Annotated in this window: 20 protein-coding genes; 4 read left to right on the top strand and 16 right to left on the bottom strand. The window is 45.6% G+C overall.

Translation table 11 applies throughout. The features are described from left to right. Positions 1-54: 54 nt before the first annotated feature. Positions 55-495, bottom strand: coding sequence for a YcgN family cysteine cluster protein (locus OO774_RS04435; RefSeq protein WP_264905050.1), 441 nt, complete (start codon positions 493-495; stop codon positions 55-57). Between the two features lie 189 nt (positions 496-684). Here OO774_RS04435 and OO774_RS04430 point away from each other — a divergent pair, with 189 nt between their 5' ends. The 3 genes from OO774_RS04430 (at position 685) to aqpZ (ending at position 2,183) form a co-directional block, all read left to right on the top strand. After that, positions 685-933, top strand: coding sequence for a GlsB/YeaQ/YmgE family stress response membrane protein (locus tag OO774_RS04430; RefSeq protein ID WP_264905048.1), 249 nt, complete (start codon positions 685-687; stop codon positions 931-933). 123 nt (positions 934-1,056) lie between these two features. Then, positions 1,057-1,305, top strand: a complete 249-nt coding sequence (locus OO774_RS04425) for a YkgJ family cysteine cluster protein (protein WP_264905046.1) — start codon at positions 1,057-1,059, stop codon at positions 1,303-1,305. 179 nt (positions 1,306-1,484) lie between these two features. After that, positions 1,485-2,183 carry an aquaporin Z gene (aqpZ, locus tag OO774_RS04420; protein WP_264905044.1) on the top strand — a complete coding sequence of 233 codons (699 nt, stop codon included), beginning with the start codon at positions 1,485-1,487 and terminating at the stop codon, positions 2,181-2,183. 80 nt (positions 2,184-2,263) lie between these two features. Here aqpZ and recR read toward each other — a convergent pair whose 3' ends face one another. The 7 genes from recR to OO774_RS04385 form a co-directional block, all read right to left on the bottom strand. Beyond that, positions 2,264-2,863 carry a recombination mediator RecR gene (recR, locus tag OO774_RS04415; RefSeq protein WP_264905042.1) on the bottom strand — a complete coding sequence of 200 codons (600 nt, stop codon included), beginning with the start codon at positions 2,861-2,863 and terminating at the stop codon, positions 2,264-2,266. A 30-nt stretch (positions 2,864-2,893) separates the two neighbouring features. Continuing rightward, positions 2,894-3,223 (bottom strand): YbaB/EbfC family nucleoid-associated protein, encoded by a 330-nt coding sequence (locus tag OO774_RS04410; RefSeq protein WP_005380618.1) that lies wholly within the window; start codon positions 3,221-3,223, stop codon positions 2,894-2,896. A 244-nt stretch (positions 3,224-3,467) separates the two neighbouring features. Continuing rightward, on the bottom strand, positions 3,468-5,612 hold the full coding sequence (gene dnaX / locus OO774_RS04405) for a DNA polymerase III subunit gamma/tau (protein WP_264905035.1): 2,145 nt from the start codon (positions 5,610-5,612) through the stop codon (positions 3,468-3,470). An 8-nt stretch (positions 5,613-5,620) separates the two neighbouring features. Then, on the bottom strand, positions 5,621-6,166 hold the full coding sequence (gene apt / locus OO774_RS04400) for an adenine phosphoribosyltransferase (RefSeq protein WP_014232598.1): 546 nt from the start codon (positions 6,164-6,166) through the stop codon (positions 5,621-5,623). Between the two features lie 162 nt (positions 6,167-6,328). Then, positions 6,329-6,733, bottom strand: a complete 405-nt coding sequence (locus tag OO774_RS04395) for a YbaN family protein (RefSeq protein WP_264906067.1) — start codon at positions 6,731-6,733, stop codon at positions 6,329-6,331. 17 nt (positions 6,734-6,750) lie between these two features. Next, a complete protein-coding gene (locus OO774_RS04390) occupies positions 6,751-6,879 on the bottom strand; it encodes a hypothetical protein (RefSeq protein ID WP_264905032.1) in 129 nt (42 codons plus the stop codon). Positions 6,880-7,110: 231 nt separating this feature from the next. Further along, complete coding sequence (locus tag OO774_RS04385) at positions 7,111-8,208, bottom strand: response regulator (protein ID WP_264905031.1); 1,098 nt, start codon at positions 8,206-8,208, stop codon at positions 7,111-7,113. 295 nt (positions 8,209-8,503) lie between these two features. Between OO774_RS04385 and OO774_RS04380 the strand changes: the two genes are divergently transcribed. Next, positions 8,504-9,379: a LysR family transcriptional regulator gene (locus tag OO774_RS04380; RefSeq protein WP_264905029.1), complete on the top strand. Its 876-nt coding sequence runs from the start codon at positions 8,504-8,506 to the stop codon at positions 9,377-9,379. 111 nt (positions 9,380-9,490) lie between these two features. On the opposite strand, the gene OO774_RS04375 is transcribed toward OO774_RS04380, so the two are convergent. The 8 genes from OO774_RS04375 to OO774_RS04340 form a co-directional block, all read right to left on the bottom strand. Then, positions 9,491-12,394, bottom strand: a complete 2,904-nt coding sequence (locus OO774_RS04375) for a polysaccharide lyase family 8 super-sandwich domain-containing protein (protein ID WP_264905028.1) — start codon at positions 12,392-12,394, stop codon at positions 9,491-9,493. Positions 12,395-12,900: 506 nt separating this feature from the next. Continuing rightward, positions 12,901-14,415 (bottom strand): amidophosphoribosyltransferase, encoded by a 1,515-nt coding sequence (gene purF, locus OO774_RS04370; protein ID WP_264905027.1) that lies wholly within the window; start codon positions 14,413-14,415, stop codon positions 12,901-12,903. Positions 14,416-14,451: 36 nt separating this feature from the next. After that, positions 14,452-14,943 carry a CvpA family protein gene (locus tag OO774_RS04365; RefSeq protein WP_237315031.1) on the bottom strand — a complete coding sequence of 164 codons (492 nt, stop codon included), beginning with the start codon at positions 14,941-14,943 and terminating at the stop codon, positions 14,452-14,454. 61 nt (positions 14,944-15,004) lie between these two features. Next, complete coding sequence (locus tag OO774_RS04360) at positions 15,005-15,592, bottom strand: SPOR domain-containing protein (RefSeq protein ID WP_264905025.1); 588 nt, start codon at positions 15,590-15,592, stop codon at positions 15,005-15,007. A 30-nt stretch (positions 15,593-15,622) separates the two neighbouring features. Next, a complete protein-coding gene (gene folC, locus OO774_RS04355; RefSeq protein ID WP_264905023.1) occupies positions 15,623-16,882 on the bottom strand; it encodes a bifunctional tetrahydrofolate synthase/dihydrofolate synthase in 1,260 nt (419 codons plus the stop codon). 45 nt (positions 16,883-16,927) lie between these two features. Next, positions 16,928-17,854, bottom strand: coding sequence for an acetyl-CoA carboxylase, carboxyltransferase subunit beta (accD, locus tag OO774_RS04350; protein WP_264905021.1), 927 nt, complete (start codon positions 17,852-17,854; stop codon positions 16,928-16,930). A gap of 195 nt (positions 17,855-18,049) precedes the next feature. Next, positions 18,050-18,844: a tRNA pseudouridine(38-40) synthase TruA gene (gene truA, locus OO774_RS04345; RefSeq protein ID WP_264905019.1), complete on the bottom strand. Its 795-nt coding sequence runs from the start codon at positions 18,842-18,844 to the stop codon at positions 18,050-18,052. Between the two features lie 124 nt (positions 18,845-18,968). After that, complete coding sequence (locus OO774_RS04340) at positions 18,969-22,706, bottom strand: FimV/HubP family polar landmark protein (protein WP_264905017.1); 3,738 nt, start codon at positions 22,704-22,706, stop codon at positions 18,969-18,971. Positions 22,707-22,900 lie beyond the last annotated feature (194 nt).

Genomic DNA, 22,900 nt, shown 5'->3' with positions numbered 1-22,900 from the left:
GATAAGTACGTGTCAAAAGAAGGTGTTAGATGTAAAAGTGAGGTAAGACATCACCTAGGCTCTGTTGGGGTGATTTAAAATATGCTGTTCCCAATCTACAACATCGATTTCGTACACCACTTTATTACGTACACTTTCACCTGCTGCGTGCATCGCTGACTTTGAGCCAGTGATGAGTGGATGCCATTCTGGTAACGATTGGCCTTCAGCTAACAGGCGATACGCGCAAGTATGCGGTAACCAAGTAAAGTCATCAATGTCTTCACGGGTTAGCTTTGTGCACTCTTCTCCAGATGTGAAGCGATTTGGATAATCTTTGCATGAGCAAGTTTTGCTGTTTAACCAGCTACATGCCACATTAGTGTAATAAATTTCGTCCGTGTCTTCGTCCATTAGCTTGTGAAGGCAGCATTTACCACAACCATCACACAGAGATTCCCACTCCTCTTCGGTCATCTGTTCCAACTTTTTACTTTGCCAAAATGGAGTACTCATAGTTTCGGTCTCACTAAAGGAATTAGGGGGCGATTTATACCCCTCTCATCACAAAAGTTCAAGTATTCAGCGATTCTCTTGATACTAAACACATCAGCTAAGAGCAATTGACCATTTTCTGTTGTCATGCTCTATCCTTAAAGCCAGTGTCGTTTGATTAGAATCTTAATAGAACAATGGGGATCGTTTATGGGTATCATTTCTTGGATAGTTTTAGGCTTGATTGCGGGCGCCTTGGCAAAGTGGTTAATGCCAGGCAATGACGGCGGCGGTTGGACTGCCACTATGTTTTTAGGAATCGCTGGCGCATTTGTAGGGGGCTTTTTAGGAAGCTTTCTGGGACAAGGCGGTGCAACCGGTATCAACGTCGGCAGTATTATTACCGCCACTCTGGGTGCATTCGTCATCTTGTTTGTCTATAACCGTTTTCTAAAGTGATCGTTTTAGCAAGGTAAAAAGTGCAAGAGCTTTAGTTTTACTTGTACTTTTTTATTGGCACCCTCTTCCAATCCACGCCAAAATGACCATAATTGCCACCTCAATTTTTAAGAGGTTTACATTATGGATTGTCGATTAGGCTGTGGTGCGTGCTGTATCGCCCCAAGTATCTCTTCACCAATTCCTGGCATGCCAAATGGTAAGCCGGCAGGTGCTCGTTGTGTACAACTGAACGATGACAACCTTTGTAAGCTATTTGGTCAGCCCGAGCGCCCAAAAGTGTGCCATGATTTCAAACCATGCCCAGTTGTGTGTGGAAAGACCAACCAAGAAGCGCTGACGAATATTACTGAATTAGAGCAATTAACGTAAGCTTTGCCCTGTCTTTGATCCCCACGCCTCTGTTGCACTATCTTGGCTCTTTCGGTTTCATCTCTGAGACACCATTGTACATACCATTCCTATTCTTATCTTTTCGTGTTTTGCCTCACACTTAACTGACAATCTTCAACTATGTTCAGCAAGTTATCGAATAAGAAATAGGAAATTACATGAATAAATATTTGGCTGAGGCTTTTGGTACGTTCTGGTTGGTACTAGGTGGTTGTGGCAGTGCCGTATTAGCAGCTGGATTTCCTGAAGTAGGTATTGGGCTGTTAGGCGTGTCGCTGGCATTTGGTTTAACCGTTCTTACTATGGCTTTTGCGATTGGCCATATTTCTGGCTGCCACCTAAATCCTGCCGTAACCATTGGTCTCTGGGCTGGTGGTCGTTTTAACACCAAAGACATTTTGCCTTACATCATCGCTCAGGTTATCGGCGGTTTAATTGCCGGTGGCACACTTTATGTAATTGCATCGGGTCAAATGGGCTTTGATATTGTCACCTCAGGATTTGCATCGAACGGTTACGGTGAACACTCACCAGGCCAATATTCCATGTTGGCCGCTTTAGTAACAGAAGTTGTGATGACCATGATGTTCTTGATTGTCATTATGGGCGCCACGGACAAACGTGCACCTGAAGGGTTTGGGCCTATTGCAATCGGCCTATGTTTAACGCTTATTCATTTAATCAGCATCCCCGTCACCAACACTTCTGTCAATCCTGCACGCAGTACTGGCGTGGCTATTTATGTTGGAGACTGGGCCATATCTCAGCTTTGGCTGTTCTGGATCGCCCCTATTATTGGCGGCGTTTTAGGTGCGGTTATCTATAAAAACCTACTGGCTTCAGATTCAGACAGCTAACCCGCTTATCAACCATAAATAAGACATAAGATAATTGGTGAACAAGATGAAAAAAAGCCGCTGAATCCAGCGGCTTTCCATTATAACTTGTGTCGACCCAAGAGTGAGTGTGACAACGTTGTGCCATCAACAAGTTCAAGTTCACCGCCCACTGGAACACCATGTGCGATTCGGCTTGCGGCAACTTGGTGCTCTCTACATAGTTCTGCGATGTAATGTGCCGTTGCTTCCCCTTCTACCGTTGGGTTGGTAGCAAGAATCACTTCAGTAATATCACCTCGACGGAGGCGATAATCGAGCACATCTAAGCCAATGTCACTTGGACCGATACCATCAAGCGGAGATAAATGCCCCATCAAAACAAAGTATCGTCCAGAGTACTGACCGGTCGCTTCGACTGCTGCAATGTCTGCCGGACTTTCTACTACGCAAATTTGGCCGTTTTCCTGGCGTTTTGGGTTAGTACAAATGTGGCAAACTTCTTCTTCAGTAAAAGTACGGCACTCTGAACAATGGCCAATTTCCGTCATTGCCTGACTAAGAGCATCGGCGAGCTGTAAGCCGCCTTTTCTATCTCGCTGTAACAAATGAAAGGCCATACGCTGTGCCGACTTGGGGCCAACCCCAGGTAGACAACGTAAGGCCTCCATCAATTGTTCCAGCATATGACTGGTACGCATTGAAAATCCGCTTAATTAAATTTCAGCAGATTAGAATGGCATTTTCATACCTGGTGGTAGTTGCATACCGCCAGTTACAGAAGCCATTTTCTCTTTTTGAGTTTCTTCAACGCGACGAGCCGCATCGTTGAATGCAGCCGCAATCAAATCTTCCAGCATTTCTTTGTCGTCTTCCATCAAACTTTCATCGATGTCAACACGACGTACGCTGTGACTACCAGTAATTGTAACTTTAACTAGACCAGCACCAGACTCGCCAGTTACTTCCATATTCGCGATTTCTTCTTGAAGCTTTTGCATGCGATCTTGCATTTGCTGGGCTTGCTTCATTAGGTTGCCCATACCGCCTTTACCAAACATGTTTATCTCTCTGGTTTGTGATACCAATCGTAGTAAATAACTGGTCATTCTAGCTTGTTAAAATGCTCGATAACATCGTTGCAACTTTTGATTGTAGAATAACTACTTATCGAAAAATTGCGCCTTGTCCTCGAGCATTTTTCCTGCGCTATTTCTGCTCACTTATTTACTGTGATTGCTATGAGGTGTTGCATCAATTAATGGGGTTATAACTTAACATTTTCAACCCCACTCCGTTCGATTATTAGATAGGGCGCACACTATCTTTCACAAGCTCTGCGGCAAATCGACGTTCGATAAAATGAACGTTTGGATCGTTTTCCAGGCTATTCAAAGCTTGTTGCAATTTTTCTTGATAGAGTCGATCTCGCAATTCTAACGGTGTCTCACCAGCATCACTAATTTCTACAGTTAAATGGCAATCTTCACCTAAAAGCGTATTGAGAGCGTTGAGTAATTCGCCTTGTGCTCTATCTGTATTTAAGTGTGCCTGAGCACTTCTCAGCTGCAAAGAAACCGTCGAACCTTCTTTGTTATAATGTGAGTTTAGCGCAAGTTGCTCCACTAGCTTAGGCATGTTCATCAGGCTGATGAGTTTTGCCCACTCATTTTGCTCTAGAGACTCATCGACGAGCTTTTGCGCCATTTCAGGTGTTTTCTCATGCTCAAGCGCTTGCTTGAGCTGCGTAGGTGTCAGTTTGGTATTGACTTTTGTCTCAGCTGGTTTGCTCGGACGCCAGCGATACGCTTCTTCAACGACTGGCTCTTCCGTTTGAGGCGTTGAGCTTGGCGACACCTGCGCGGAACTGCCGTGTCTTTGCGCGACACGATCAAGAACCGACTCTGGTTTGGCAGATGTCGCTTTAGGCTTTTTTGGACCACCACTTTGCTGCGGGGCATTTTGTTGTAAACCCTGACGCTGAGAGCGGAGTTGATGGCGCAAGCCACTTAACCCACCACGAGCAGGTGTTGCTGAAGCACGCTCTGAGGCTTGTTGAGGCGATTCCTGATTCTGAGGCGCTGGGTTCTCACTCATTGGTGGCGCTATGTCATATTGCGCCGGTGTCTCGTACTCGGCTGGTTGATAGTCAGGCTGGAGCTGAGACCCATCTTGCATCGGAGCCTGGTTGTTGACCACTGGTTGATTTACAGGCTGCTGTGATGACACTGGCGACGGTCGTGACGGCGGTGGTTGAACCGAAGTCTGCGGAGTTGCAGTCTTCTGTACTTTTTGCTGACTCACGTTCTGTATAGGCGCAGATTGCGGTTGCGTTGCAGTAGAAATGACATTTGCACTATTACTTGCTGACGGGCGAAATGCCATCATGCGCAATACGATCATTTCCATGCCGACTCGGCCGTTTGGTGACAACGAGAGATCTTCACGACCTTTTATCACAACCTGATAATAAAGCTGCACATCTTGTGGGCTGAGCGCTTTACTTAATAACTCGATTTTTTCTGCATCAGGCTGAGCTTGATCTAACGTAGATGGCAAAGCCTGATACATAGCAATTCGGTGTAATTGGGCTGCCAACTGTTGCAATAAGCCATCCCACTCCACGCCATTTGACGCCAATTGTTGGATTTTTTCTATCGCTTGTTGGGGCTGTTTGCTACTGATCGAATCAAGTAAGTGAATAGCCTGATCAGTATCAATGGTGCCTAGCATATGGCTAACGATGCCAGATTCTACTGCACCATTACCCAGAGCAATCGCTTGATCAGTCAAACTCAGAGCATCACGCATACTGCCATCGGCCGCGTGAGAGATCATACCCAACGCTTTCGGTTCTGCTGAGACCTGTTCTTGCTCAAGGATATAATCTAGCTGCTGATGAATCTCATCGACACTGATTGGCTTTAAGTGGAACTGCAGACAACGTGACAAAATCGTCACGGGTAGCTTTTGCGGATCCGTGGTCGCCAGTAAGAACTTAACGTATTCCGGCGGTTCTTCCAATGTTTTCAACAGAGCATTGAAGGAGTGACGTGACAACATATGTACCTCATCGATGAGATACACCTTAAAGCGTCCGCGAGCAGGTTTATATTGAACGTTGTCTAACAGTTCTCGAGTGTCTTCAACTTTAGTGCGTGAGGCTGCATCAATTTCTAGCAGGTCAACAAATCGCCCCTCATCAATTTCGCGACAAGTATCGCACTGACCACAAGGTGTTGCGGTAATTCCGGTTTCACAGTTCAGCCCTTTGGCGAACAAACGGCCGATACTCGTCTTACCAACACCACGAGTACCACTAAACAAATACGCATGATGGAGGCGATTTTGCGCTAACGCATTTTCCAATGCCGTGAGAACATGTTTTTGTCCCACGACCTGGTCAAACTTATTAGGACGCCATTTTCGCGCTAAAGCTAAATAACTCATTGAATGTATTAATGTCCTTCAAAATCGCAGATGCTGTATACATTTAGACCTAACGCTTCTAAACGCTTGTCACCACCGATTTCAGGTAGATTGATAACGAATGCAGCATGCTCAACTTCCCCACCTAATTGGCGAATCAGTTTTGTTGTTGCTTCGATGGTACCGCCGGTTGCTAGCAAATCGTCGACAACAAGTACTTTGTCACCTTCTACGATCGCGTCAGTATGGATTTCTAAAGTATCCATACCGTACTCTAACTCATAAGACTGAGCAATCGTTGGGCGTGGTAGCTTACCTGGCTTGCGCACTGGAACAAAACCAACACCTAGCTCAAGCGCTAAAGGCGCACCAAACAGGAAGCCTCGCGCCTCTGTCCCCACAACCTTTGTGAATCCCATCGCTTTGTAACGTTCGACCAATAAACCAATCGTCGCCTGATACGCTTTCGCGTCTTCTAAAAGGCTGGTTACGTCGCGGAAAAGAATGCCAGGTTTTGGATAATCTTGGATGCTTTTGATGCTGGATTTGATCAGTGAAATTGTTTCTGTAGTCATAATACCGATTTACTTAGATTGGCTCATCACCCTCTCGCTATCTCAGTATCACGAGGGCAACGAACAATAGGTTTTCATCGCTATGTGCTTATATTCCTAAACTCACAGACGCTAAAAATACAAACGCCCACTCGAAGAGCGGGCACACTATTCCCTACAATCTTAGTGATTTTCTTCTCGGTCAGCAACTAACTCAATCACAGGTAGACGCATAAACCAGCTAAGTAAAACGATTGCCATTACTAAAAGTACAATTTTCACCCAAACCATAGGGGCAACGAAAATCGAAATCGTAAAACTGAGCACAATAAAAATCGCTCCACGCTGTTTTACTTTGGGCTCGACCGCTTTATTTTGATTCCAGTTATACAAAATAGGGCCAAAGGTGTGGTGATTGTGTAACCAATGATGAAATGCTGGGCTGCCTCGCATAAAGCACGCACTGGCGAGCAAGATAAACGGTGTAGTGGGTAATAGAGGAAGGACAATTCCGGCGATGCCGAGCAAAATGCAGAGTCCACCAACGATATTGAAAAAGTAACGTTTAATACGAATGGTGAACTCCAGAAACGATAGCTAGTTTGTTAGCCCGCGTAGCCGTTGACTACACGAAGCCAGGTTAACGTTGCAGGTAATGTTGGGATCATAAGTACTGCAATGAAACCTAAAAAGTACACAATATTATAAGGCTCTTTAAACTCTTTGTCTGCCATGATGTTTCTTCTCACTATTTGACTTTGCTTCTCCCATGCCGCAACGTTAAGCACACGTTACACAAATGGGTCATTATTGTTTAGACGCTGACTATACCTTATACAGCCAATGATAAACACAAGCAAAAAGTAAGGTTATTTATCCCTAAGCTTGATTTATTTGCTCTCAATCCATATAAAAAAAGCAGCTTTCTCAGCTGCTTTTTGTTAGTCAGGTTGGGCTTTGACACTCTAGTCGTGACGACTAATATTTAGGCTAAAGCTGGAAGAACCGAGACACCCGATTGACAACTGTCCGCTTGTACTCAGCGATAAGTCTCGAGTGATAAAGTTTTTCATGCTGCCATCACCCAGGCTATTTCCTGCCGCAATGTGCTGGTTGGACACACCGTTAGACCATTGACTGTCCAACCCCGCAGGTAAAATCGAAACCGTGGATGAGGCCAGATCAGCTACACCAAACACAGCATTAATAGCGCCTGCACATTCCGAGCACTCGATACCCTTTTCAATGATATCCACCATGTCTTTAAGATCAGCACTAAAACTCTTCAAGTTACGCAGATAATCATCAAATAGCGCCCTTATAAGCAAAGTTGTCCCGACTCCACAGTGATTCTGAGAAGCTGAATCAACCAAGTAGAACGCAAACTGTCCATTCATCAACCATCGATAGTCAAACACTAACGGCATGACGTCTGTCGACTGAAGTAAACGGTATGAGCAGCGCCAGTCTCCTTGAGATGCATCTTTATCCGGTAATAAAGCATGCAGCAAATCTCTTGCAGCGTTTGGGTTTTGTTGCAAGTACTCTAAATGCCAGTAAAGTTCTTGTTCATCTGGTATTTCTCCACCATCATCGACCCTGAACCACTGACTTGAAAAATCACGTTGTTCAGAAAAATGGCTGTCACAATCCTCCAGCGTATTATCGATTGCTTGAGATAAGTGCTTGTAGTTACCTATCGGTTTGGGAAGAAAGTCTTTAATACCAAAACGCAATGCTTTTGCGACATCTGACATTTCATCCGTGCCCGACACCACAATCAGTGGCAACGATGGATATTCCAGGCTGACTTCTTCGACGAACTCTATACCATCTAACAACGGCATAGATAAATCACATAAGACTAGATCGGGTTGGCGTTCCCTAAGTTGTTGAAGTGCATCGAAGCCATTTTCAGCTTCTACAACCTCAAAACCCTGACTTTCTAAATAGGCATTGGTTACGTTACGAAAAATGGCATCATCATCCACTAACATGATGAGTTTATGATGAACCGCTTCCTGAGCCGAGACCATTGCCGTATGACTGTGAGCCTTAAACATACCTTTACACCTCACACAGGTCAGTCAAAACAAATTTTATTAAGTCTTTATTATTGTTGTGCTTTTATCGATGATGTCCCTACCAATTAAAGTCTTAGGTGACCTCACCTCGTTATAAACCGTAGTCTGAAAAATGCGTTTATACAAATATTCGTCGGTATATCATTGCTGTATCAATGTTTGCTCATCACCGCGTGCTGTGGTCAAATAGTGCAACATGTTGACTTAAAGCAATCTTTCATAGCAAAGTTAATTATAAATTAGCGTTGATTAGTAACTTAATGTGTCTGGAAATATGAAATTAGATGATTTAAACCTATTTCGATTGGTTGTCGAAAATGGGAGCTATACAGCAACTTCACGAAAAACGATGATTCCGGTTGCGACCATCACCCGACGCATTCAAGCGCTAGAAGACTCTGTCAATCTTCGACTACTGAACCGTCATGCACGTAAGCTTTCCCTTACTGAAGCTGGTGAGCGTTTTTACAAAGAATGCTCCCCACTACTACAAAGCCTAACATCAACCGCCGAGGAAATTACCGATGATTGTCGTGGCGCATCCGGGCGAATCAAAATATCAGCTCCGTACAATCTAACAAAACGTATGATGATGCCGATGTTCAATGGCTTTATGAAGCAGTACCCTGACATCAATATTGAGCTAACGACAGAAAATAACGCGGATAAACTTGATCCAACGGAGTGGGATGTCATTTTTCGCGTTGGACCACAGCGTGACTCCAGCCTGATTGCTCGTAAAGTGGGTGAAGTAAAAGACATTTTAGTCGCGAGCCCTGACTACCTTGCGGCTAACCCGGCTCCAGAGCACGCTGAAGAGCTTTCCAATCATGCTTTACTTAAAGGTTACCCTTTAATCAAGTGGACACTGAAAAATAGTAAGGGAGAATCTGTCGTAAACACGGATCGTGCGCGCTTTCAGGCCAATGCACTGAACGTAGTTCGGAGTACCTGCTCTGAAGGACTAGGTATTACCTTGATGCCCAATGTCATGATCAAAGAATACATCGAGCGCGGCGACTTAATTCGTATTTTGCCAGACTGGAGCGCCAACCCTCGTGACATTTACATGCTTTACAACCATAAAGATCATTTACCAGAAAAGGTACGCCTCTTCATTGACTACGTGATCGCTTACAACATTCACTGAGACATCCATAACCTATAGCTCCGTATAAGTTCTTCATCAGTAAAAAAACGGCGACCCGATATGGTCGCCGTTGTGTATTAATTATCCGAGTTATTCAGAATTCACCCAGCGTTAGAGTGCACGTTTGATATCCAGTGCCGGAATCTGATCGGTTTCATCAGAGCCGAACGCGACAAAACCAAGACCTGAGTTTTCCAACAGCAAGCTAATAGCGCCATCAGAGCGAGCATTGTTAACCAACTCTGTTACATCCAACTCTACCCACTGCTTCTTCTGCTCACTGCTAACTGTTAATACCGCGTCACTAGGCGTGCTTGCTGGTAATGTATTCCAGGTAATACCTGTTTCACTCCAGTCATTGTCTGCCAGTACGGATACATTAACCGTCTGTGACGAATCCCCGCCTACATTACGCACATGTAGTTTCAGAGTTGCTTTCGCTGCTGCAGTGTCGCGCAGCTGGCTCAGATCAAACTTCAGCACCGATTTCACCGTTTTAGTTGCGCCTGCTTCAGTTGCTTCTCTATCAGCAATCTGACCTGCCCAAAGATCCCAGCGCGATACAACATCGAAGTTTTCATCGGCGTATTTACCGCCTTGTAGCTCAGTATCCGCCACTGCCAGCAGTGTCAGTTCCGGCTGACTCGCCGCTTCCTGTTCAGCCTGCTTTTGTGCTTCCTGTGCAGCCTCTTGCTCACTGTTATCTGGTCCTTCGTTCCAGTTAAAGGTCACGCTCTTACCTAGCTCAGCTGCACCACCCGGCGTTAGCACTCGGTGAGTCACGTTGCCATGAGTGGCCGACTGTAGCACCAGCTGTAGGTCAGCATATTCGGCTCCAGGAGTAGACACACTGACTGTTGGCTGCTTGCCGCTTTCATCAAGCAAAATAACACTCGGCAGGTTAACCGTAACCATTACATCACTGCCAAGATTAACGCTGCCCGCTTCATGGAATACTATGCCTGTTACGTTCAGATCGCTGTGACGTACTGCCTGAACTTGCTTGGAATTCTGCAATACCTCTACCGGCAATTCCTTCGCGTATTCTGCGGTTTGCTCGGCGCTCTTACCCGGAGCAATCACATACTGGTACTTAGCCTCGTTCGGCTGTGAGCCATGCGCCATAGACAGAGTAAATACGTCCTTACTAACCTCTTCTGCACCGCTAGTTCGACGGATAGATTTCCAAGTCCCCGTTTGGGTCTGGTTAGATACAGTGCCCTGCCAATTGTCTGGGAAGACATAACCCACGTTATCATGGTGTACCCACTTAGCGTCTGTTACCAAGCGGCTGCCCTTCTGAACTACCTGGCCATCAACGGTCACATCCCCGTTAAGCAGAACCTGGTTCACGGAAGTATTAACCGGTTCATAGTGGGTAGAGTTAATACCCGCCCCCAGCGCGACAACTTCATCAGCAAAGCTAAACCACGCTTTCTTAGCTTGGGTTTGACCTTTACCTTCACCGAATTCATAGAAAGCAGGCTTAGTTGAGTGAGCGGTTTGCGAGTGGCGAATACTGATATCCAGATCCATAACAGACACACCATAGCGATCGTTGGTTACACCACCCACAAACGAAACATCCTGCTGCATAATGCGTCCCCAATCCGCACCCTGAGCAACATATTCAGGTGCAGTAACGCCTGGAACCAGTTTCCAGTCCCATACCGGGAAGATGTTATGGTACTCGTTACCACGCTGTAGCAAGAAGGTGCTGCCGAAACTAAGCCAGAAGCCTTTCAGGTTCTCACCATTACCGGCTTCAGCTGGCTCTACTCGTTGGGAGTTCATGCCAATACTGAACATATGACCATCCGCGGCTTTCACCGAGTAATCACTGCGCCAGAAGTGCTTAAAGCCGTTCAGGCCCGAGCCTTCACCACCAAATTCATGGCGTTTAAAAGCCTCAGCCTCTTCAGCTCGTTCCGGCGCCCACCCAGCTACGATATCTAACGGCGTGTTTTCCGGTAATGTATCCGTATTATGGGGTGTAAACTCAGTGTTTTTAGTACGACTGATCCCGCGGCTCATGGTGTTGTAGTCCCACTGGCCATGACGTTTTGACCAGCGCTGGCCATCCAGCATATAAGCAACCAGGACATCGATTTTATCTTGGCCAAATGCCCAAGGCAGACCCTCAACAAAGTTGGCCCATTTAGCCGCAGAACTAAACCACACTGGCCCATAACCCGAGGTATACAGTTGAGGGCCATGCTGATGGAACGAATAATCGTGCTGAACACCCGCTCCGGTACCGATCCCAACGGTAGCTTCGATGTCAGCAATCGCTTTACCTACCATCTCCGCATCATCCGCCAGTATACCGTTATTCAATACTGCCAATGCGATATCGGTACGGTTGGCCGCTTTAGGAATCGGGCTATTCGGGTTGTTCGGAGAGTAGTTCGGGATACTCGGCAGATATTCAGCAACTCTATTACTTAATGCTTCACTCAGTGCATCTTTTGCCATTACTGCGCTGTACCCGATACGTTTAGGAATTCCGATATCATGCCACCACCAGTTCCAGCTTTGCGGATCTGCATCTAGCCAGTATATAAGGGCATTGTTGATCGCAGTACCCAACTCAGGATCAGGGTTTTCATTGTATGTCGCTGCCAAAATAACTAAGCGATCCAGGTGATCTCTTGGTGACCAGCCTGGTTTTTCTGTCTGCTTGTAATTAACATCATGCCAGTAACCTTCTGGGTTCCAGAACTTCTCCTTCACTTTGGTACCATCTTCCTGCTCAATTTCTCTCTCGAGCTGAAGGTATTCTGCTGCCAATGCTTCTAGGGTCGTACCTTTTTTCGTTGCAGTGGATTTTGCACTAGCAACGAAATCAGGGATCACGCGGCTTTTCAGGGTTTCAAAGTCTTCAGTTGTTGCCTGGACGCTTTCCTGAACCGCTTCTTGTGGTTTTTGGTTATTGCTAGGGGAGGAGGTATTGTCTAAACAGCCAGTCACCGCCATCAGTGACATAGCCAGTAGCGAGTATTTAAATGTTCTCACGTTCATTCCTTTCTAATTTATAAACAACGTTTCACGCTGCATCGCTTATTGCGCCACTAATAATAGAAAACACAACACATAAAATGGAACGGCGTTTTACTAATCTTGCGACAGGAATCAAAAACAAAAAAATTTAAATGAAACCGCATTTTATTTTACTTTAAAAATTAATAACCAATTGTTTATAAAAATAAATAACCACAACTCCACTCTTTAAAATCAGCTTCAAAAATAGAAAGTCAAACTTCATTTTTATAAAACAGCAATTCACTGTAGTTGAAGAGCACCGTAATATCTGTGTTGATATAAACAGAAGTTTTCCATGCCAGTGACAGCCACTCCATTATTGGCTGATAGCTTTGAGGAAGGCGAAAACGTGGTGTTTCTTGATTTTGTGAGGCTTTAAGAAATGAAAAAGCACTGAACGTATTCACGTTCAGTGCTTAATATATATTGGCGATAGTCATTTAGGATCAACCGGATTTACCCCGGATGATCACTGGGCGTTACGCGCCTTCGTTATGAAGCTCTAGGTTAGCGAGATCTTGCTGAATCTCACGTTGAATTTTTGCATCGTCATTGCGCAGGCCATCAAGGAAATCCAGATATTGCTGATCAATGTCACCTGTCACGTACTCACCGTTAAATACTGATGTATCGAACTGGGTAATGTCTTGGTTACCAAGGCCAACGGCTTCAATCAAATCATCCAGCTTTTGGTAGATCAAAGCATCTGCACCAATCTGCTTACAGATAGTTTCGTTGTCGCGGCCGTGAGCAATAAGCTCGGTAGCGCTTGGCATGTCGATACCGTAAACGTTCGGGAAACGAACTTCTGGAGCCGCTGACACCATGTATACTCGCTTCGCGCCAGAATCACGAGCCATCTCAATGATCTGTTCTGACGTGGTACCACGAACGATAGAGTCATCAACCAAAAGTACATTTTTGTCTTTAAACTCAGAACGAATTGCATTCAGTTTACGGCGCACTGACTTCTTACGCTGTTGTTGACCCGGCATGATGAACGTGCGGCCAACATAGCGGTTTTTCACAAAGCCTTGACGGTATGGCTTATCAATCGCTTGTGCAATTTGCAGCGCAATATCGCAAGAAGTTTCTGGAATTGGGATAACAACGTCGATATCAAGATCAGCGTAGTCTTCACTGATACGTTCACCTAGCTTTTTACCCATTTCAACACGAGCGCTGTAAACAGAAATTTTGTCAATGAATGAATCAGGGCGAGCAAAGTAAACAAACTCAAAGATACATGGGTTTAACTTCGGATTGTCCGCACACTGTTTAGTGTACAACTCGCCATCGAATGTTGCGTAAACCGCTTCACCTGGCGCAACATCACGCATAAAGTCAAAACCTACCGCATCCAGAGCAACGGACTCAGACGCTACCATGTATTCAGTACGACCGTTTTCTTCACGTTTACCCAGGCAAAGAGGGCGAATACCATTCGGGTCACGGAAAGCAATCATACCGTGGCCAATGATCATTGCTGTTACGGCATATGCACCGCGAATCGTACGATGAACGTTGGTAACCGCGCGGAATACGTCTTCTGTCGTTACATTACCTTTCACAGAATCGATTTCGTGAGCAAGCACGTTCAGCAACACTTCTGAATCTGACGTCGTGTTGATGTGGCGACGGTCTTTTTCAAACAGCTTTTGGCGAACTTCGTGAGCGTTGGTTAAGTTACCATTGTGGGCAAGTGTAATACCGAAAGGAGAGTTTACGTAGAAAGGCTGAGCTTCTGAAGCACTTGAACTACCAGCAGTTGGGTAACGAACGTGGCCGATACCGACTTCACCTTGCAAGCGCTGCATATGTTTTGCTTCGAACACATCCTTAACCAAACCGTTCGCCTTGCGCAGACGAAAACGATTGCTTTCTATGGTACAAATACCCGCTGCATCTTGGCCACGATGCTGTAACACCGTTAACGCGTCATAAATAGACTGGTTTACAGGGGTTGTGCCCACGATTCCAACAATACCACACATGTCCTAATCCTCGATTTGCGACAGTAGCTGGCACTACTAGATAGTGCCAGAAAGAAAACTTGACGTTGCTTGTAAATGCTCGAAGAAGGGAGCGATCACACGTTTGAACTCAGGAACTAACTGTGACGCTTTCCACCAATCCGAGCTTGGGAATGCGGTAAACGCATCCATAAAAAACAGCACCGCAGATACAATCAAGACTCCGCGTAAACCACCAAAGACCATACCGAGAATTCGATCCGTACCTGATAGCCCTGTTTTTTGTACCAGTTGGCCAATGACATAATTCACCACTGCACCAACTATCAATGTTGCGACAAATAATGCCGCTATCGCAGCTCCGTTGCGGAACATGTCGTCTTCGATATTGGAGAAATATACCGCTAATTTGGTGTAGTAATTACTGGAGATAAAAAACGCTCCAAACCAAATGACCAAAGACAACGCTTCTTTAGCAAAACCACGAACTAAACTGATCAAAGCTGAAAACCCGATCACCCCTAAAATGACAAAATCTAACCAATTCATACTTTCTTCATCTTAAGTTGGCGCGCATTTTAACAGAAAAAATGCTGACGCAAACGTTTTCTTATGGATTTAACGGCTTAAATTTAAGCAATTGACCTTTTGAGCCAGTAATTTTTTGTAATTCTTGAACTTGTCGTTCGAGTTTACTTTTTGACACATCTGGGCCAACAATGACACGCGTAAATTCATTTTCTTGTTTCGTGTGAGCCTGATAACCACGCTTTTGTAAATCGGCAACTAACGCGACCGCATTGTCATGATTCTTCAGCGCCATCAATTGAATGATCCATGCAGAATCTTCATATTGATTTTTCTCTACAACCGGACGAGTAGCCACTTCAACTTGTTCGGGGTGTTTCGCCTCCTTTGGCTCAGGAACAGGTTCCCGATTAGCGGCGGCGACCTGAGGCGCCTCTGACTCTTGCACCACTGCCTCTACTGGAGAATCAGGCAATGCAATGTCATCTTCGACAGGCTCTAGTATTTCGAAATTTTCCACATCGCTATCAAGCTCAGGTTTGATAGGAATGCTGGCAAATTCTTCTTTGTAGTGAAGTTTTTTACCATCCAGTACATCTGGGAGCACAATCACTCCCACTGCGACCAGAATGATAGTGCCGACTAAACGACTCTGAAATTTACTTGCCATCAAATTACCTTTGCTGCTTGTTATCTTTACTTAATTACTTGTTTGCCAATGCTCCAGCACCTCACCCACGGTATGGAAAGAACCAACCACCAAGATCACATCTTCTTGTTGTGCGTTCGCTTTGGCACTTTCAAACGCTGCTACTGGTGTCTGGAACTGAACCTGCCCCTGAGGTAAGTATTGACACAATTCCTCGGCAGTCGCAGCACGAGGGCCTGTAAGCGATGCTGGGTACCATTGAGTGGCGATAGGTGTCAGGGCCTCAATCGTGGCCTTGATGTCCTTATCGTGTAGCATGGCAATCACTATATGGATGTTCTTACCCGCATATTGATGTTTCACTTTCTCTACTAAGTATTCAGCAGAATGTGGGTTGTGAGCAACATCAAGTACGATTTCAGGCTTGCTGTGTAACACCTGCATTCGACCTGCGAGCCGAGCATTATTCAAGCCATTGACGAGGTTTATGTCAGTAATTTGCAATTCTGAAGCACCAAGCGCCATGAGTGCGGTTGCGGCGTTTGGCAAAGGCAATGACGGAACGGGTAAATCTTCGAGATCAAATGCACCACTTGTCCACTTCCAGCCTTTCTCGGTCAGTTGATAATCGAACTGGATACCGACCTGGAAAAATTCAGCACCAATATCATCCGCATGAGCGGCTACGGTGGCAGGTGGTAAAGGTTGACCACAAATGGCAGGCTTACCTGAGCGGTAGATGCCCGCTTTTTCGAACCCAATCACATTGATGTCATCACCAAGCCAATCAACATGGTCTACGGCTAAACTAGTAATAACAGAGACATCGTGATCAACAACGTTGGTTGCATCCAAACGGCCGCCTAAACCCACTTCCAGCAATACGACATCAACCTTTTCTGTCTGAAAGATACGTAATGCGGCAAGGGTTCCGAACTCAAACAGACTTAACGTGATATCACCACGCTGCTTTTCTACAAAGTCGAACGCTTGACAATGTTTCGCGTCTTCCACGTCTATGCCATTGATGCGTACGCGCTCGTTGTAACGAATTAGGTGAGGTGAACTGTAAACACCGACTGAGTAACCGGCGTCTAATAAAATCGCTTCCATTAACGCACACGTTGAGCCTTTACCATTGGTACCGGCAACAGTGATAACCGTCGGAGCGGGTTTAGTGAGGTTGGCTTTATTTGCTACCGCTTGAACACGGTCTAAACCAAGGTCGATTGCTGAGGAATGAATATTTGTTAAATAATCAAGCCACATCTCTAGAGAGGATGTGGCTTGAGGAATTGGGTTTTGGGTCATCTAACTTTAACCATTAATTTCTTTGGCTTTGTGTTAGTTGTTACTTTACCCTTTTTCGTCCACTTCTGGTACAGAATATGACTCATCATTTGGAGATTCGTTAACCGAAACCACCAATGGAGACTTGTGGTTAGTCATCTTAGCAATAAGACCACCCACACGCTGACGCATTTCACGACGATCAACGATCATGTCAATAGCACCGTGATCAAGCAGGAATTCACTACGTTGGAAGCCCTCTGGAAGATCTTCACGTACTGTTTGCTCGATAACGCGACGACCAGCGAAGCCAATCAAGGCTTTAGGTTCGCCAATGTTGATGTCGCCCAGCATAGCCAAACTTGCCGATACACCACCCATTGTTGGATCAGTCAGTACTGAGAAGAACGGCAGACCTTTCTCTGAAAGACGCTCCAGTGCTGCACTGGTTTTTGCCATTTGCATCAGAGACATCAAAGCCTCTTGCATACGTGCACCACCACTTGCTGAGAAACAAACTAACGCACAGTTGTTCTCGATTGCCGCTTCAACCGCTTTCACGAAGCGAGCACCAACAACAGAGCCCATTGAGCCGCCCATGAAAGAGAACTCAAACGCACAAGCAACGAGAGGCATGCCAAGCAGTTCACCCTGCATAACAACTAATGCGTCTTTCTCACCGCTGCTCTTTTGCGCCGCTGAGATACGCTCTTTGTAACGCTTAGAGTCTTTAAACTTCAGCTTGTCTTGAGGCTCAAGCTCAGTGCCCAGTTCAACTCGGTTACCTTCGTCCAGGAATGTTTCCAAACGACGACGCGCTTTCATACGCATGTGATGGTTACACTTAGGACATACTTCTAAGTTACGCTCTAGTTCAGCATGGTAAAGAACCTGCTCACAAGAGGTACATTTCGTCCACACGCCTTCTGGAATAGAAGCTTTACGTGAACTTACAAGACTGCTTTTTTCTAAAATCTTTTCAAGCCAACTCATGGAAGACCTTTTCTCTCAACTCTTCCGCTTCATTGCGAAAGATAGTAATTCGAAATAACACCGACGGATTAAACCATATCTTGCTGCTAGTGTAGATAAAAAACTGGTTGTACCTATTTTTATTACCATTAATAGCGCATAGTTTCCGTACACATTCAGTGTAAACTACCGATATTTTGAAGCAAGTTTGTAAAATTAGTTCAAATTATCTGCTAAAAACAACGGACCGATCGGCACACGAGGCAAATCAAATTCTTGTGGGTAATCCACATCGACCAAATACAGGCCTTCTGCTTTTGCTGTCGCGCCCGCAAGTTTGCGATCTTTGACTTCTAACAACCACTTCATCCACTCAGGATTTTCTTCACCGCGTCCAACTTTTATCAGGCTGCCTGTAATATTGCGCACCATATGGTGGACAAATGCGTTCGCTTTAATATCAATGACAACATAATCACCATGACGAGTAACGTTTAGGTGCATCATGTTACGGCAGGGACTCAGAGACTGACAGTGCGCAGCTCGGAAGGAGGAGAAATCATTCTCTCCTAACAAATACTGCCCTGCCTGATGCATTTTTTCCTCATCCAGCGTCCCGTGATAGTGGCTGACACCCGAACTTAAGATCCCCGGACGTAACGCGTGATTGAAAATAATGTAGCGGTAACGGCGCGCCGTCGCAGAGAACCGCGCATGGAAGTCGTCTGATACTTCCTTTGCCCACCGGACAGCGATATCACTTGGCATGTTCGCGTTCGCGCCCATCGTCCAAGCCACCATTTTTCGGTTTACGTTGGTATCAAAGTGAACAACTTGTCCCGTGCCATGCACGCCTGCATCAGTGCGACCTGCGCATTGAACTTCTACAGGGTGGTTTGCAACGATGGACAAGGCTTTTTCTAGCGCTTCCTGGACGCTTTTCACGTCTCTCTGGCGTTGCCATCCAAAGTAGTTTGTACCGTTATACTCGATACCTAATGCGATTCTCATCTTAACCTTCGAACTCTAAAATGGGGCGGGAAGTATATACCCAAGTCACGTTTGGTTGCCAGTTTCAGCGAGAATGACTTGGCTTGCAGATAAAAAAGGGCGGCTCACGCCACCCTGATTTGATTTATCGACCATTAATGGTGTCGATGAGGGTCTTCGCTTCACGACGAACGTCATCTTCACCGAATACAATGGCCTCTTCCAGCAATTTGATCGCCCCTTTTGGATCGTTCATTTCTAGGTAGATTTTAGCCAAGTCCAATTTACCTGCACCTTCAGAATCGGAATCAACATCCACATCAGAGATATCGCCAATCACATCCGGAAACTCGTTTAAACCCACATCTAGGTTTAAGTCCTCTTCTTCAAAGTCTCCGCTCTCATTATCGACCTGCGCCATCAATTCATCAATCGTCATGAATTGACTTTTCTTAGAGTCAAAATCATCTAGCTCTTCGAGGGTCGTTTGCTGTTCCCAGTTTTCTTTGGCGACGCTTGGTTGGCTCAGGGCCTGTTCTGAATCCCAGATATCGCGCTGGTCTTCTGGCACATCCTCGGCTTCCGATAGGGTACTATCAATTGGTGCTTTAAAGCCTTCCCAATCGTCACCAACATCAAGCATAGTTTCAAAGTCCATACCCGCACTGTCTATCGTGTCGCTATCTAACTGGCCTTTGAAAGCCTCAGATTCACCCTTGTCAGATAACAGGCTTTCCATATCAGACTCAGCGAAACCTGTAATGTCTGGTTTTTGAGTGGATGGAACTGGTTCCGGTTCTGTCTCAAAGCTACTCTGCTGAGCAAACAGTTCAAACAACGCATCATGATCGTTGTCTGCTTTGATCGTCATTTTGGCGCTATTTGATGGTTCGGACTCCGGCTCAGTACCATCGGATGCAGAAGAAAGTGCATCCTCTTCAGTAAACTCTGGAAGTTCTGAATCATCAAAACTGACAGAGTCTTGTTCTGAAGTTGGCTCATCAACGTTACTTTCAGCCTGGCCCCACTCCGGCTCCCCCGCCATTGAAGCCAAAGCATCTTCTTCGCTGAATTCAGGGATCTCCAGTTCGTCAAATTCGAATTCATCGTCTGCTTCTGAGCTTGCCTCAGGCGCTTCGCTTTCTGGCTCTGCCATCTCCGGCTCATCGGCCATTGAAGCCAAAGCGTCCTCTTCACTGAATTCTGGGAGATCCAGTTCGTCAAATTCGAATTCATCGCCTGCTTCTGAACTTGCCTCAGGCGCTTCGCTTTCTGGCTCTGGTTCGGCTTCATCCAGCAACCAGTCCTCTTCCAGCGGCACACCAAATTCATTTTCAACGGTATTTGGTGTTGGAGTAAGTTCAGGTTCTGCTTGTTTCTCTTCTGCGGAAACTGGAGATGTCTCGACAACGGGCTCTTCAATAAATTCCTCTGAAGTGCTCTCTTCTCTTTGTTCTGACGCTTCCGTTTGCGCTGCAGAGTCTGTGTTGTCTGATTTTTCTTGCTCATCAGACGGAGAATCTAAATCAGAAATCGCTTCTTTAATGTCCTCAGGTTCTGAATTGACGTCATCTTGACTTGATTCAAATAACTCATCCAACTCACGCATCAGAGGATCGTATTCGAGAGAGATATCTTCAATATCTTCTAGCAATTCATCGCTAACAGAAACTTCACTCTCTTGCTCTGCAGGATCTTGATTTTCTGACTCTTGCTCCAGCTCAGGCTGATGTTCATTAAGAAGCGCATCAATATCTAAATCCGATTCAAGCTCAATATCAGTCTCACCAGATTGTTCTGGATCGGCTTGCATAGGTTGATCTGATAACGGTGCGTCCTGAGTATTTTCTGATGGTGAATCATCCAAGCCGTCGAAACCCAGTGATGCGAGTAAATCGTCCTCTTCTTGCTGATTTAGTTCACTTTTCAGCCCTTCATCGGCTCCAATTAATTCATCAAAAGGATCGAGTTCACTAGCGGCTTCATCTTCTAACTCAAGATTAACATCGTCGTCGAGCAACTCATCGAGTAAGTCGATACTATCTTCGTCCAACTCTTCGAAGTCTTCACCACTAAAGCCTGACAATGATTCCAGCTCGTTGAGTGGATCAAACTCATCCTCTGACGCTTCGTCATCAAAATCGATAAGTTCATCCAACAAGTCCGTGCTGTTTTCATCGATATCGGCATTGCTATCAGATAGATCAAAAGTACTGTCGTCTACATCAGGAGAGCCAACCTCATCGGCTTTTATCACGCTGTCCGGCTCATCCGACTCAACGGCTGGATCAAGCAATTGCGCTTCAGGCTGTTCATGTTGAGCCGACAGATTGTCAATCTCATCATCTGATGATTCATCACCCAAGTCAGCTGTAGTATCATCAAGTTCAGCTAACAATTCGTCCAGCATCGCTTGATCTATTTGTCCACTACTAGCTTCATCTTCTGCTGTATCGTCGGCTAATAACTCTGCGAAGACATCCTCTTTTTCAAACTCTTCACCTTCAGACAGATCAAAGTCAGGCTCATCAAGAACTTCGAGTTCAGGTGATGCTTCGTCTAACGCTCGCTCCATTTCCTCAAGACCAAGCGCTTTCTCCTCACCGTTGACTTTTATTCCGTTCGTTGATGAATCAAACTCATCAAAGCCAACATCAAGATCACCATCATCACCGATACCAGCAAATGGATCTTCGCCATCGTCGCCGTCTAAATTGAAATCAAGCTCTTCATCCTCGAGGCCAGCAAAAACATCATCCTCTAATTCTGGAATACTCTCATTCTCAGTGGCAGCGTTGCTTTCGTCATCAGCAAAGAGATCGTCATCCAGATTCAATTCTTCTTCGAGTTCATCTGCTGCAGCTAATCCGATTGGTGCTGCAAGTGGATCCACCGTTGGTGATTGTTGCTGTGCAACTGGCTCTTCTTCTTTGTTGCGACGACCAAGTAGCATGACTACCAAGAAAGCGAGTAATGCGCCCGGAATAAGAGCCGCTAGTCCCACGAGCCAGCCATTAGATAAAAAGTTATCTAATGCTGTTGGCTGCATGCGTTTCTGCTCTTCAGCACGCTGACGCTCTTCTGCCAACAGTTTTTCTATTTCGGAACGAATACGCTCTTCATCGTTAAGTTCATTTTTCAACGTCTCAACTTCGCTCTGTACTTCTGAAAGCATCAGGCGTAAACGATGATTTTTCTCTTCCAGAGAAGTGAGATCGCTCTGTGAACCTTGCAGTTTCGCTTTAAGTTCGGTGACTTGCTGCTCACCTTGTGGAGACGTATTGACTGGCGGAACCGTAACAATTGGTTCACTTGCCTTAACAGGTTCAGCTTTAACAGGCGTAACCGACTCTGGTTGAGGAGAAACGGGGTCTTTCTTAACTTGCGGAGTTGTTTTTTGCTCCACGCGCTGAACGGTCGCTGGCTTGCTGACTGGCTTAGCCTGTTTTAGCTTCGCCTCATGGGCCTTCATGATAGCGACGGCTTGCTCTGTGCTCGCACTTTGCACTTGTTCCAACGAAGGAAGGCGAAGACGGCTTCCCGGGATCAGTTCGTGGATATTCTGCTCTTCAAATGCCTGAGGGTTGAGTCGATAAATAGCAAGTAACGTTTGTTGAACAGTCACATTGCGAGAAGGCCGTACTTGAGACGCAATCGACCATAACGTTTGATTTTCACCTGTCGGCCCAATAAAACGAGAAGGCTGAGAATTTGCAGGAGGAGCGGGTAATGCTCGCTCAATCTCTTCAGCATAGCTAGGCGATGATTGCACTTCACCTGAAGGTCCAACAAGACGAATTCCTTCGGCTTGAACCACTGACGATGTCTGAGTCGCGCTTATTAACACTAGGGTTGTTAACAAACGCTTATAAATTTGACGCATAGAAGGCTCAGTTTGTGCTTGATACAATTTGAAATGGTGATCAGTTAAATATATCGGATATACCAAGCAAAACTATAGCGTTAAGCGTAAAAAATGTGTGACATTGACCATATTCGTACTAATCTCACACAAATACTCTCTAATAGAACAAAAAAGCCCCGCAATATGCGAGGCCTTAGTTTCAATAACTCTCA

The sequence above is a fragment of the Vibrio sp. STUT-A11 genome, assembly GCF_026000435.1.
In the GTDB taxonomy this organism is placed as follows: Bacteria; Pseudomonadota; Gammaproteobacteria; order Enterobacterales; family Vibrionaceae; genus Vibrio.
The sequence above is the reverse complement of the archived record's forward strand: the minus strand, read 5'-3'. Positions and strand labels throughout refer to the sequence as shown.